This is a genomic window from Aeromonas sp. INTO2 (genome assembly GCF_049860605.1).
Taxonomy (GTDB): Bacteria; Pseudomonadota; Gammaproteobacteria; order Enterobacterales; family Aeromonadaceae; genus Aeromonas; species Aeromonas caviae.
The window spans coordinates 1,376,475-1,388,928 of record NZ_CP187588.1 but is presented as its reverse complement, the minus strand read 5'-3'; the positions used below and the strand labels follow the sequence as shown (position 1 = coordinate 1,388,928).

The following is a 12,454-nucleotide window of genomic DNA, read 5'->3' as shown; positions in this document are numbered from 1 at the left end:
TTGCACATGACTGACACAGTGGCAAGGGACACCAGCGCACGCCAGCGGGGGCGCTTCACCGGCAGGGTGGAGAACCTGGTGATCCAGGAGGGTCTTCGCTTTCACAACAAGGACATCGTTCACAAGGCAGACTTCGCCACCGAGCGGGAGTTGCCGCCGCAGTTGATCATCGCCATTCCCCTCGAGAGCCGGGCCCTGATGACCTATGGCGCCACTCACAGGCTCAAGGGGGGTCGCTTCCATGAGTCCGACCCCATAGTGGCAACCGCCATCCTCTATACCGAGCCCGACATCGTGCAGGGGGCGGCCAAAGCCCAGGTGCGCAGCCGCAGCATCGTCCTCTCCCTGGACCACACCTGGCTCGCCCACAACCTGGCACAGGCGCATCGCAAGGCTTTCGCACAGACCTTCAGCCGCCATCTGAGCCGCGTCGACTGGACCCTGCCCACGGCGCTTGGACAGATTGCGGAAGCGCTCAATCTCACCAGCAGCCAGAACGCCTCCGAGATGCTGATGCGCAAGGCCTTTGCCCTCAGTGTCTGGGAGAGCCTGATGACCCACCTCCAGCAGGCCGCCTCCCCCTGCTGCCAGCGCCAGAACGAGCAACCGACGCGCCTCAAGATGCTGCTCAGAGATGAAAAAGTGGACGAGATGACCCTGACCGAGATCGCGGCCACCCTCGGCATGAGCGTCTCCACCTTGCAGCGAGCCGCAAAAAAAGAGCTGGGCATGAGCCTGCAGCGCTACCTTCGCCAGCGAAAGCTGCAAGAAGCGCGGGCCAGGCTGGAGGCGCGCAGCCTCTCTCTGCAAGGGGCCGCCGCCCACGCCGGCTATGACCATGTGGCCAATTTCATCACGGCGTTTAGAAAGCAGTTCGGCTTCTCGCCGACGCGGATCGCCAGACAGGGTAAAGTGTAGGAGCTGGCGCTCTCTGCAACGCCTTGAGCCTCCTTGTTCATGCGCAATACATCTTTGTTCTGGGATAGTAGGCACCACGCAGGTGGGGTGGCGCTTGAAATCAGCGCTCGTCATCCACACATTCAGTGCATACAATGCGTTAACGAAGCACAACTGGTCGCTTCACCCCGGAAATCAAGAGGACATCAAGATGGATACCCGTTCTATCTACACTGGCACCCAGGGTGCCGTGCGCGACACCAACAAGGTGCTGCGCAACACCTACATGCTGCTCTCCCTCACTCTTGGCTTCTCAGCCGTGGTAGCCGGGGTAGCGACCGTCATGAACATGCCGCCCCTGCACTGGGCCGTGTTCCTCATCGGTGTCTACGGCCTGATGTTCCTGACCGAGAAGAACCGTGACAACGGCATGGGGCTGGTGTTCACCTTCGCCCTGACCGGCCTGCTGGGCTATAGCCTCGGCCCCATCATCAACATGTACATGAACAATGGCGGCGGCGAGATCGTGATGACGGCGCTGGGCGGTACTGCGCTCACCTTCTTCGGCCTGTCTGCCTATGCCCTGACCACCAAGCGGGATCTTTCCTTCCTCGGCGGCATGCTGTTCGTCGGGTTCTGGGTACTGCTGGTAGCCATGGTTGCCAATATCTTCCTGCAGATGAGCGCCCTGAGCCTGGCCCTGTCCGCCATGTTCATGCTCTTCTCCTCCGGCGCCATCCTGCTGACCACCCAGCAGATCGTGCGCGGCGGCGAGACCAACTACATCTCTGCCACCGTCACCCTGTATGTCTCCATCTACAACATCTTCCTGAGCCTGCTGAGCCTGCTTGGCGGCAACCGCAACTGATGGATGCTTAAGATGCACAAGACCCCGCTTCGGCGGGGTTTTTATTGGCGCCCATTCCTGTCAGGATAAGTTGCAAATCAAGGATATGAAGCGAAGTGGCCCTGATCCAAATCAGGGCCGTTTCGTTATCGACAGGTTATGCTGTCACTTTCGTTTCGCTCAAGGGTTGCCTTCATCCCATGCCCATGGACTTCTCAGGTTTATTGCGCCGTCTGCTGACCGACAGCCACATCTATTTCGCCCTCAAGGTCCTGCTCGCCATCGCGGGGCTGCTCGCCTTCGCGCTGGCTACCGGTGACATCCAGCTCACCGTGCTGCTCTCCCTCGGGGTGGTGGCCGGTGCCATCGCCGAGACCGACGACAGCCTCTGGGGCCGGGTCAAGAACCTCGCCATGACCCTGCTCTGCTTCCTGTTCGCCTCATTGTGCGTGCAGTATCTCTTCCCCACTCCCTGGCTCTTTGCCATCGGGCTCGCGGGCTCCACCTTTATCTTCGTCATGGTGGGTGCCCTCGGCCAACGCTACGCCACCATCAGCTTTGGTTCCCTGCTGATTGCCATCTACACCATGCTGGGGGCCGCCAAGGCACCGGATCTGCTCTATCAGCCGCTGGCCCTGTGCGCCGGGGCCCTCTGGTACGGCCTGGTGTCCCTGGTCTGGCTCTGGCTGCTGCCCTACAAGACCCTGCACGAGCAACTGGCCCAGAGCTACTTCGCCCTCGCCCGCTATTTGCAGGAGAAATCCCGCTTCTTCCCGGCCGACGAACACGGCGCCCAGGCCATCCGCCACAATCTGGCCCAGCTCAACATCAACCTGGTCAATGCCCTGAACCAGGCCAAGACGGCGCTCAATGCCCGTCTTCATGCCCCCGGCCGCCACGGGGTTGCCCCCGAGCTCGCGGGCCTGCTGCGCCTCTACCTGCTTGCCCTGGAGATCCAGGAGCGGGCCACCTCCAGCCACTACCCCTACAGCAAGCTGGAAGCGGAGCTCAAGCAGGGCATCGTCCTCGACGGCTTCCAGGAGGTGCTGTCACAGCTTGCCGATGCCTGTCAGCAGCTTGGCTACGCCATCCTGGTGCACAAGCCCTACACCCACCACAAACGCATTCACTGGACCCTGGAGGCCCTCGGCGATCAGCTGGAGTTCACCCACCTCAAGCAGCACTACCCCAAGACCCTGCTGACACCGATGAAGTTCCTGCGTCGCAACCTGGCCAGCATCAACCAGTTGCTGCAAAGCGCCGAAGAGCTGCAAAACCCCGCCGCGCCCCCCACCAGCCTGCCTCCCCTGGCACGGCCGGTCGCCCTGCCCCTGCTGGCATTGCTCAGGCAGCACCTGACCCCGAACTCCATGGTGTTTCGCCATGCCCTGCGGCTCTCCCTCGGGCTGGTCGTGGGCTATGGCATTCTGCAGGCGTTTCACCTGGACAAGGGGTACTGGATCCTGCTCACCGTATTGTTCGTCTGCCAGCCGAGCTACAGTGCAACCCGCCGTCGCCTGGTGCAGCGGATGCTCGGCACCTTCGCCGGCATCCTCATCGGCGTGCCCGTGCTCTGGCTCTTCCCCGAGCTGCACCTGCAGCTCGGGATCATGGGGCTCGCCGCCTTCCTGTTCTTCACCCAGGTGCGCAGCAACTACAGCGCCGCCGTCTGCTTCATCACCCTCTACGTGCTGATGGCGTTCAACCTGCTGGACGGCATCGGCTTCGCCATCCTGGGGCCCCGCCTGCTCGATACCCTGCTAGGCTGCCTGCTCTCCTACGCCCTGGTGGCCTGGCTCTGGCCGGACTGGCAATACAAGCGGCTGCCGACCCTGATTGCCAACTCCCTGTCCGCCAATGCGAAGTACCTCTCGGCGGTGCTCGCCAGCCTGCATCGCCAACGAGATGAATCCCTGGACTACCGGGTGGCCCGCAAGTGCGCCCACCTCGCCGACAGCGAGCTGGCCATGGCCTGGCAGAGCATGCTGGTGGAGCCGAGCAAGCGCCGCCGCTTCCTCGACCTCTGCTTCACCCTCACCTGGCGCAATCATGCCCTGCTCTCCTACATCTCGGCGCTCGGGGCCCATCGCGACAAACTCGAGCCCATCGAGGGGCTGGAGGAGATCAGCCGCCACATCAGCCAGACCCTGGAGCAGGCCGCCGGCCACCTGGCGGGGGAGATGCCGATCCCGCTCGCGGGAGCCTGTCCGGCCATTGCTCCGGAGAGCAGCGAGGAGCAGCTGATGCTGAGCCAGCAGCTCACCCTCATCAGCCAGCTGGCGGACGAGCTGCTGATGCTGGCCAACGACGGCCAGTTGTTGACCCGGCAGGATCAGGCCTGAGGACGCGGATCTCGCGACCAGAACCCCTGGCGACAGGGCCATGATCGGTGAAGGGGCGCGGCGGTGCCTCCGCACCGGTTGCCGATCCGGGGTCAAGGCGCTACCATGCCCGCCCAATCTCAATAACCCAGTCCCGACAGCCCCTTTGTGAGGAGCCCTTATGTCTGAGCATCATCAGCTGGAATTCAACGGCCAGGCCATCGAGACCGATGCCCAGGGCTATCTGCGTCATGTCACGGACTGGAGCGAGGCGCTGGCCCTGGTGCTGGCCGAGCGGGAGGGGATAGTGCTGGAGGCGCCCCATTGGGAAGTGGTGCGGTTCGTGCGGGCCTTCTACCTGGAGTTCAACACCTCCCCCGCCATCCGCGCCCTGGTCAAGGCGATGGAAAAACAGTACGGCCCGGAGAAGGGCAACAGCCGCTACCTCTACAAGCTGTTTCCGGAGGGGCCCGCCAAGCAGGCCACCAAGATCGCGGGCCTGCCCAAGCCGGTGAAGTGTATCTAGGCTCTCTCTGCTGCCCGATGGCCATACTCCCCTCCCCGTTTTGCACACAAAAAAAGACCGCGCCCATGTTGCCATGAGGCGCGGCCTTTTCATTTCATCACCCTGTCAGGGGTTGTAGGCCACCACTGAGCCGCTCAAGCCGGTCATCTGGCTGATCCGGCTCTGCATGCCCTGCAACTTCGCCTTGGAGACATCCGGCCCAATGAAGACCCGGTTGATCTGCCCCTGCACCGGGGTTCTCGGCGAGGTCTGGGCCGAGTAGCCCGCCGCCCTCAGCTTGCTCACCAGGGCATTGACGCTGTCTGCATTCTTGAAGGCGCCGAGCTGCAGGATCCAGCTTCCCTGGGCCGACGTGGCGGCAGGAGCCGGGGCCGGCTGGGCCATCTTGCTCGCTATAAGATCATCCATGGATTTGATCTGGCCCGCCTGCGGCTTGGCCTCCACCGGCTTTTGCACCTCGACCGGCTTGGGGGGCACCGGCTTGGGCTTGGGTTGCTCCACCGGTTTCTTGGCGATCACTTCCGGCTTGGGCTCGGGTTTGGGCTGGGGCTTGGGTTGCACCACGGCCTGTACCGGCTGCTGCTGGGTGATGGGAGCCTGACTGGCTCCCGCTGGATTGGCTCCCCCCTGATTGGCCAGGGTCACGGTATCGCCAATCTCCTCTACCTGCCACTGGGTCGCGGCAGAGGCCTGCTGCTGACTCGCCAGATGCTCGGCCGGCAGGGTGCTCGCCGCCGAGACCTGAAGCGCAGGTTTGGCGGGCTCGAGCTCCGGACGCAGGGGGATCTTGGCGAAGGCCTCGTCCTTCTGCTCCAGCTTGTTGCCGTCCATCAGGTCCGGCAGAAAGATGACCACCAGGGCGACCAGGATGACGGTCCCCACCAATCTGTTTTGAAACTTCGAAGCCAAGTTAATTTCCACCCATGTTACTTAGGATCCATTGCAATCTTGCACTCTTCGCAAAGAACGCCTCCCCTCACGCCGGCTGGCGAAGCCGGGTCCCTCGCCACCCACTTGGCCTGAAAGGGGATTATCCAGTGCAAAACCCGGCCCGTCGTCACGATGACGGAGCCAGGGGAGCGAACGGCTCAGACCGAGCCCAGAGCCAGCACGTCGGCGACAGTGTAAAACGAGCCGAACACAATGACCATATCGTCAGGACTCGATGCGGCCAAGGCGGCGCCGTAGGCATCCCCCACGCAGGCAAAAGTGAGCGCCACGCCCCGGTCGCCGCCAAGGGCCGTCGCCAACTGGTCGGCCGTGGCCGCGCGCGGGCCGTGGAGGCTTGCCAGGAACCACTCGTCAATCACACCGTCAAACTCGGCCAGCGACCCCGCCATGTCCTTGTCCTTGAGCATGCCAACCACGGCGCGGCGCCTGCCCTTGCCGGGGAGCAGGCGCAGCTGGCTGGCGAGATAGGCGGCAGAGTGGGGATTGTGGGCCACGTCGACGATGACCAGCGGCGAGGTTTGCAACTGCTGCATCCGGCCAGCCAGGCGGGCATTGGCCAGGCCGTCGCGGATGGCGGACTCCGCCAATGGCAGACCGAGGGACTCCAGGGCCGCCAGCACGGTGACCGCATTCATCAGCGGCAGGGCCGGTTTGGGCAATCCCGACCAGTGGTGCAGGCCGTGATAATCCCAGTCACCTTCATGCTCGTCACCACGAAAATCGATGCCGACCTGACGCAGGCAGGCGCCGAGGCGCGCCGCTTCGCTTGCAATGGTCGACGGCGGATTGGGCTCCCCGCTGATGGCGGGTTTACCTTTGCGATAGACGCCAGCCTTCTCCACCGCCACCGCCTCCCGGGTATCCCCGAGCCAGTCGCAGTGATCCAGGGCAATGGAGGTGATCAGGGCGACGTCCGATTCCACCACATTGGTGGCATCGAGCCGCCCCCCCAGCCCCACTTCCAGCAAGAGCACATCGGGCGCGGCGCGGCGAAACAGCCACAGACCCGCCAGGGTGGCGAACTCGAAGAAGGTGAGGGCGATGTCGCCCCGGGCGGCTTCCACCTCGGCAAAGGCCGCGCAGTGATCGCCATCCGCCAGCTCCTGGCCATTGACGCGCACCCGCTCGGTAAAGCGCAGCAGATGGGGGGAGGAGTAGACACCGACCCGGTTGCCGGCGGCCATCAGGATGCTGGCCGCCATGGCGCAGGAGGAGCCCTTGCCGTTGGTGCCCGCCACCGTGATCACCTTGAACGGCAGTTTGGTGAGGCCCATGCGGCGGGCAACCGTGCCGACCCGCTCCAGCCCCATGTCGATGTTGGCCGGGTGGATCTGCTCCAAATAAGAAAGCCAGTCGACTAGCGACCGGCTTTGGGATTGTTGCATGTGTGAACTCATCTTCAGTCTTCGATGACCTGAGTGTTCATCAGCTTGGCCAGCAGACCAGCCAGACGGTTGCGCATTTCGCGCCTGTCGATGATGAGATCGATGGCACCCTTCTCCAGCAGGAACTCGGAGCGCTGGAAGCCTTCCGGCAGTTTCTCGCGCACGGTCTGCTCGATGACGCGAGGGCCGGCAAAGCCGATCAGCGCCTTGGGTTCGCCTACGTTGATGTCACCCAGCATGGCCAGACTCGCGGAGACGCCACCCATGGTGGGGTCGGTCAGCACGGAGATGAAGGGCAGGCCCGCCTTGGTGAGGCGATCTAGGGCCGCACTGGTCTTGGCCATCTGCATCAGGGAGAACAGGGCTTCCTGCATCCGCGCACCACCGGAGGTGGAGAAGCAGACCAGGCCGCGGCCCTCCTTGATGCTCTCCTCGACGGCGCGCACGAAGCGGGCACCGACCACGGAGGACATGGAGCCCCCGATGAAGGAGAACTCGAATGAACAGGCGACGACCGGTACCCCCTTGAGGGTCCCCTTCATCACCACCAGCGCATCCTTCTCGCCCGTCTCTTTCTGGGCGGCAGACAAACGATCCTTGTAGCGCTTGGAATCCTTGAATTTCAGGATGTCTTGCGGCTCCAGCTCGGCCGCGACTTCGCTGCGTCCCTCGGTGTCGAGGAAGCTCTCGAGACGGGCACGTGCGCTGATGCGCATATGATGGTCACACTTGGGGCACACTTCGAGATTGCGCTCCAGCTCTGCCCGGTAGAGCACCTGTTCGCAAGCAGTACACTTGGTCCACACCCCTTCCGGAATGTTGTGACGACGCGGTGTGGTGATCTTGCTCTTGGGAAGGATCTTCTCAAGCCAGCTCATGGAATTCCTTAATGCATTTGTGCCTGACAAAACACATCGAGCCTTGATTGTTCAATGACTTAACGGCTCGATGGCAATAAACGACGGATCATTAAACCACAAATTTTCGGGCCCAGTTACTAAAAACTGGTCGTACCCGGTGCCGAGTCCGGCAGCCACAGCGGGCCGAGGGGCGGCCGGGGCAACCCGAATTCGGCCGGGTAATCCACATCCACCAGATAGAGGCCGCCCGCCTTGGCGGTCGGGCCCGCCAGGTTGCGATCCTTCGCCGCCAGCACCTCGGCAATCCACTCCACCGGTTGAAGCCCCTGCCCCACCAGCAGCAGGGAGCCGGTGATGTTGCGCACCATGTGATGCAGGAAGGCGTTGGCCTTGATGTCGAGCACGATGTAGGGGCCGGAACGGCTAACACACAGGTGGGTCACATTGCGCCAGGGGGTGTTGGACTGACAGGCGACAGCCCGGAAGGTGCTGAAGTCATGCTCCCCCAGCAGGCTCTGGCCGGCCTGGTGCATCAGCGTCGCATCGATGGCTTCGTGGTAGTGGCTGACGCCTTGGCCCAGGATCGCCGGGCGGTAGTTGTGGTTGTAGATGACGTAACGGTAGCGACGGGCGGTGGCGCTGAAGCGGGCATGGAAATGCTCGTCCACCTCCCTGACCCAGCGCACGGCGATGTCAGGGGGCAGGTTGGAGTTGAGCCCCAGGGTCCAGGCGCCTTCTGCGCGGTTCGACTCGGTATCGAAGTGGATCACCTGGCCGGTGGCATGCACCCCCGCATCGGTGCGACCGGCACACTGGATGGAGACGGGGTGGTTGGCGATGCGGCTGAGGGCTTTTTCCAGCTCCTCCTGAACGCTGATCACTTCGCGCTGGCGCTGCCAGCCGAAGTACCGGCTGCCGTCATATTCAATACCAAGGGCAATTCGCATGGGTAACGGTGTCTTCTGATGAAAGGATGCAGTGAAAGAAACGGGGCGGATTATACGCGCTCGAGCTCAAAAGTCCCAGACCGGGCGAGGCCGCGGTGCGGGGCCCCCAAAGAGAGAGGGCAGCCCGCGGGCTGCCCTCTCTGGTGCATGGATGACAAGGGCCTGCCTAGCCCAGGCGCTTGAGCAGCTTCTGCGCCTCGCTGCGCTGGTACTCGCTGCCCTGGGCCACCGCCTCTTCCAGCAGCTCGCGGGCGCTCTCCTTGTCGTCGATCTCGAGGTAGGCCCGGGCCAGATCCAGCTTGGCCCCCACCCCGCCGTCATCGGCATCCACATCAAAGCCGTTGGACTCCGGCAGCACCTCGGGGAAACCGTCCAGCCCCACATCCAGAGAGAAGCCCTGATAGGGTTCCTGCTCCGTGCTGCTGGCATCGGCATCGGCCAGCAGCTTGTCGATTTCAACGAAGTCGCTGTCTTGCACCTGTTCGCGGGGTTTCACCTCCCCCTGATGGGACTCCACCTCGGCGAAGGCATCCTCGAAGTCCGCCAGGGCCAGCTCGCTGGGATCCCACTCGGACGCCGTCGGCTTGGTGGGCTCCAGCCCGAGCTCGGCCAGCATGTCGTCTACATCGTCCTTGCCAAACCCCGTCTCGTCGATGTGTGGCGCCTTGGTGGCAAGCTCATCGTCGGTCGGCTCGCCAAACCCGGTCTCTAGATCGCTCAGATCGAAGTTGGCCAGTGTCTCGTCACGCTGGCTGCGGCTCTCCTTCTGGGCCTGGGCCAGATCCGCTTCCAGATCCGCGTCCAGCTCGGCAAACAGGGCGGCCTGCAGCTCCTCCTCGGTCATGATCTCGTCATGACCACGAGCAGAGGAGGTGGGCTCGTCGGAGAGATCGAGTTCCGGCACCACGGGCAGATCGAAGTCCCCCTCGTGGGCCAGATCCAGCTCGGGCACCAGATCCGGATCCCGGTTCGCCGTCGTCACCGCAGGCTCCACATCAAAAGCGGAGAGCGCCGTCTCGTCATCCCGGAAGATGACATCGGCGGCAGCACTGGCGCCATCTTGCTTCCTGCTCACTTCCGGCTCGTTGAGATCCGGCATGCCATGGAGGGGCTCGTCATCCGCGATGCCCACCGTCATCAGCTGATCAAACTCGCTGTTCTCGTCTCCCATGACCATGGAGGTCGACTCGGAGAGGCTCTTCTCCTGCTCTTCCAGCTCGCGGCGGGCACGAGCACGCAGCCAGAGCGTGACCAGGGCAAGCACCAGGAGTACCGGCAGCAGGATGATCATGGCGAGATTGAGCGGCGAAGAGAGCAGCTCCATCAGCCAGCTCTGTTTGGGCACCGGCGCCACCACGGGAGGCGTCGGATTGGCCTTGAGTTCCGCCACCTCTTTTTGCAGGGCGGTCTGATCCTGCAACTGCGCCTTGAGGGTCTCCACCTCTTCGGTCAGGGCTTGCAAGCGCAGCTTGAGCCTGTGGTTCATCTCGGTGACCTGGCCGAGCTGGGCGTTGGCATCTTCCAGGGCCAGCGCCATCTCGGTGGAAGGTTTGCCCACCGCAGTGGCGGGCAGGGGCGCCGGCGCCGTGCTGGCGGCGCTGCTCGCAGCAGCGCTCACCACCACGGGGGTGGAGACAGCCGCCTTGGCGGTCTCCTTCACCTCGGGGGCTGGAGCCGTTGCCTTGGGTGCCGCCGGGATCGGCGCCGCCTTGGGCGGTGTATTCTTGGCCACCACAGCCGGCTTGGCCGGAGCAGGCTTGCTCACCACCGGCTGGGCGACGTGGGATTGCTTGTTGGCCAGGTATTTGGGGCTCAGCCCCTTCCAGCTCGCGTTGTCGCTGTTGAAGCGACGGCGTGCTTCGGCATCCGTGATGCGCCCCGCCTCTGCGGCGGTGGGCAGCAGGATGTGGGAACCCACCAGAATATGGTTGATGTTGCCGTCTGCGAAGCTTCGGGGGTTCTTGTCATAGATGGCCACCATGGTCTGGTAGACGCTTACCCGGTTGGACGGGCGATGCTTGCTCGCCAGACTCCAGAGGGTATCGGTGGGACGCACGGGACCATAACTGCCAGCCGACGCAGCAGGCACCTGACGCACGATGGGCTCGGCTCTGGGCAGGGTGACGGGCGCCACGGGCTGGGCCCGGGGCTCTGGTTGCACCGCGGGGGGCGGTGAGCCATCCGGTCCCTTGAGTTCGACAAAGAAGGGTTCTCGCGCCCCCTCTTCGGCCTGAACCGTGCCCAGAAGCCCCAATGCGAGTAGCGTTGCCAGCGTTATGCGGGAATGTCCCATATTCGTTCCTTCGTATGACGGCCCTATCACATTGAAAAATCTGGATAGTTACCCCAAAACAATCGGCTCAATATAAATCAGGCGCCGGTCTCAAGCCAGCGATCCGACATATTTCGCGCCCGGCGGCGACCAGAAAGCAGCCCCAGACGCGAACCAGAGTGTAGAAAAAAACCTAGTCCACTGATATCACACGGTATTCCAAAAACCGGAGAGTGGGTTCCCGGTCACATACCGGGACCAGGGCGCCCACATCAAGGCGGGGTTCCCTCCCCGCCCGGGGCCGACAACCGGCCTCAGAGGTAGTCGCGTACCAGCAGTTCGGCAATCTGCACGCTGTTGGTTGCCGCGCCCTTACGAACGTTATCGGCCACAATCCACATATTGATACCACTCGGATGAGAAATATCCTGGCGTACCCGCCCGACCATCACATCATCCTGACCGGTGGCATCGCGCACCGGGGTCGGGTAGTCCCCTTCATCATCAAACAGGGTGACGCCCGGGGCATTGCGCAACAGATCCTTGACCTGCTCGGCGTCCAGCGGCTGGTGCAGCTCCACATGGACCGCCTCGGCGTGACCATAGAAGACCGGTACCCGCACGCAGGTAGGGTTCACGGCGATGCTGGCATCCCCCAGGATCTTCTGGGTCTCCCACACCATCTTCATCTCTTCCCGGGTGTAGCCGTTGTCGGTGAAAGCATCGATCTGCGGGATCAGGTTGAAGGCGATCTGCTGCGGATAGAGGGTCGGCTCCACCGGGCGGCCGTTGAGCAGGTGGGCGGTCTGGCCCGCCAGCTCGCTCACCCCTTCCTTGCCGGAGCCGGAAACGGATTGGTAGGTCGCCACGTTGATGCGACTGATGCCTACCTCGTCGTGCAGGGGCTTGAGGGCCACCAGCATCTGGATGGTGGAGCAGTTGGGGTTGGCGATGATGTTGCGGTTGCGAAAATCGGCCAGCGCATCCGGGTTCACTTCTGGAATGACCAGGGGAATGTCCTCGTCGTAGCGGAAGCAGGAGGTGTTGTCGATGACGATGCAGCCGTGCTCGGCGGCGATGGGCGCCCATTTGGCCGAAACCTCGGCACCGGCGGAGAAGAGTGCGATCTCCACCTGGCTCCAGTCAAAGGCCTCCACATCAAGGATGTCGACGTTCTTGCCGCCAAAACGCACCGTGTCCCCAGCGCTGCGACTGGAGGCGAGCGGATAGAGGGTCGCTACCGGGAAGGCGCGATCCTCCAGGATCTCGATCATGGCCTGACCCACGGCGCCGCTGGCACCCAATACCGCTACGTTGAATTGCTGACTCACTGATCTGTTCTCCTGTGATGCGGCCCGTCGGGGCCGGGCATGAGGGCCCCGACTGGCACGCGTATCGGTTTGATGACAGGCCCGCCTGATGCCGGGCCGGGGGGAGGCGCCGCCTGG

The 12,454-nt window shown here is 63.4% G+C and carries 10 protein-coding genes; 4 read left to right on the top strand and 6 right to left on the bottom strand.

The genetic code is table 11. The features are described from left to right. The first annotated feature begins 6 nt into the window (after window positions 1–6). The 4 genes from ACPW74_RS06585 to ACPW74_RS06570 all read left to right on the top strand — a co-directional run bounded on the left by ACPW74_RS06585 (window position 7) and on the right by ACPW74_RS06570 (window position 4,591). Complete coding sequence (locus ACPW74_RS06585; RefSeq protein WP_223919301.1) at window positions 7–918, top strand: helix-turn-helix transcriptional regulator; 912 nt, start codon at window positions 7–9, stop codon at window positions 916–918. A gap of 190 nt (window positions 919–1,108) precedes the next feature. After that, window positions 1,109–1,765 carry a Bax inhibitor-1/YccA family protein gene (locus ACPW74_RS06580; RefSeq protein WP_010675134.1) on the top strand — a complete coding sequence of 219 codons (657 nt, stop codon included), beginning with the start codon at window positions 1,109–1,111 and terminating at the stop codon, window positions 1,763–1,765. Window positions 1,766–1,944: 179 nt separating this feature from the next. Beyond that, the gene (gene yccS, locus ACPW74_RS06575; RefSeq protein WP_223919302.1) at window positions 1,945–4,086 is read left to right on the top strand and encodes a YccS family putative transporter; all 2,142 of its coding nucleotides are present in this window, start codon (window positions 1,945–1,947) and stop codon (window positions 4,084–4,086) included. A 160-nt stretch (window positions 4,087–4,246) separates the two neighbouring features. Further along, complete coding sequence (locus ACPW74_RS06570; protein WP_042078532.1) at window positions 4,247–4,591, top strand: TusE/DsrC/DsvC family sulfur relay protein; 345 nt, start codon at window positions 4,247–4,249, stop codon at window positions 4,589–4,591. 105 nt (window positions 4,592–4,696) lie between these two features. Here the strand turns inward: ACPW74_RS06570 and dedD are convergent, their stop codons facing one another. The 6 genes from dedD to ACPW74_RS06540 form a co-directional block, all read right to left on the bottom strand. After that, on the bottom strand, window positions 4,697–5,500 hold the full coding sequence (gene dedD / locus ACPW74_RS06565) for a cell division protein DedD (protein WP_425858757.1): 804 nt from the start codon (window positions 5,498–5,500) through the stop codon (window positions 4,697–4,699). A gap of 179 nt (window positions 5,501–5,679) precedes the next feature. Further along, the gene (gene folC, locus ACPW74_RS06560; RefSeq protein ID WP_279981469.1) at window positions 5,680–6,939 is read right to left on the bottom strand and encodes a bifunctional tetrahydrofolate synthase/dihydrofolate synthase; all 1,260 of its coding nucleotides are present in this window, start codon (window positions 6,937–6,939) and stop codon (window positions 5,680–5,682) included. Window positions 6,940–6,941: 2 nt separating this feature from the next. Continuing rightward, window positions 6,942–7,805, bottom strand: coding sequence for an acetyl-CoA carboxylase, carboxyltransferase subunit beta (gene accD / locus ACPW74_RS06555; protein ID WP_041214977.1), 864 nt, complete (start codon window positions 7,803–7,805; stop codon window positions 6,942–6,944). A gap of 119 nt (window positions 7,806–7,924) precedes the next feature. Continuing rightward, the gene (truA, locus tag ACPW74_RS06550) at window positions 7,925–8,734 is read right to left on the bottom strand and encodes a tRNA pseudouridine(38-40) synthase TruA (protein ID WP_041214976.1); all 810 of its coding nucleotides are present in this window, start codon (window positions 8,732–8,734) and stop codon (window positions 7,925–7,927) included. A 166-nt stretch (window positions 8,735–8,900) separates the two neighbouring features. Then, a complete protein-coding gene (locus ACPW74_RS06545; RefSeq protein ID WP_279981470.1) occupies window positions 8,901–11,027 on the bottom strand; it encodes a FimV/HubP family polar landmark protein in 2,127 nt (708 codons plus the stop codon). A gap of 293 nt (window positions 11,028–11,320) precedes the next feature. Next, window positions 11,321–12,337 carry an aspartate-semialdehyde dehydrogenase gene (locus ACPW74_RS06540; RefSeq protein WP_279981471.1) on the bottom strand — a complete coding sequence of 339 codons (1,017 nt, stop codon included), beginning with the start codon at window positions 12,335–12,337 and terminating at the stop codon, window positions 11,321–11,323. Window positions 12,338–12,454: the final 117 nt, after the last annotated feature.

What these genes read in the sequence shown, in the direction of transcription:
- folC (WP_279981469.1), bottom strand. Translation starts at nt 6,939, where the DNA reads ATGAGTTCACACATGCAACAATCCCAAAGCCGGTCGCTAGTCGACTGG.
- accD (WP_041214977.1), bottom strand. Translation starts at nt 7,805, where the DNA reads ATGAGCTGGCTTGAGAAGATCCTTCCCAAGAGCAAGATCACCACACCG.
- ACPW74_RS06580 (WP_010675134.1), top strand. Translation starts at nt 1,109, where the DNA reads ATGGATACCCGTTCTATCTACACTGGCACCCAGGGTGCCGTGCGCGAC.
- ACPW74_RS06585 (WP_223919301.1), top strand. Translation starts at nt 7, where the DNA reads ATGACTGACACAGTGGCAAGGGACACCAGCGCACGCCAGCGGGGGCGC.
- ACPW74_RS06545 (WP_279981470.1), bottom strand. Translation starts at nt 11,027, where the DNA reads ATGGGACATTCCCGCATAACGCTGGCAACGCTACTCGCATTGGGGCTT.
- yccS (WP_223919302.1), top strand. Translation starts at nt 1,945, where the DNA reads ATGCCCATGGACTTCTCAGGTTTATTGCGCCGTCTGCTGACCGACAGC.
- truA (WP_041214976.1), bottom strand. Translation starts at nt 8,734, where the DNA reads ATGCGAATTGCCCTTGGTATTGAATATGACGGCAGCCGGTACTTCGGC.
- ACPW74_RS06570 (WP_042078532.1), top strand. Translation starts at nt 4,247, where the DNA reads ATGTCTGAGCATCATCAGCTGGAATTCAACGGCCAGGCCATCGAGACC.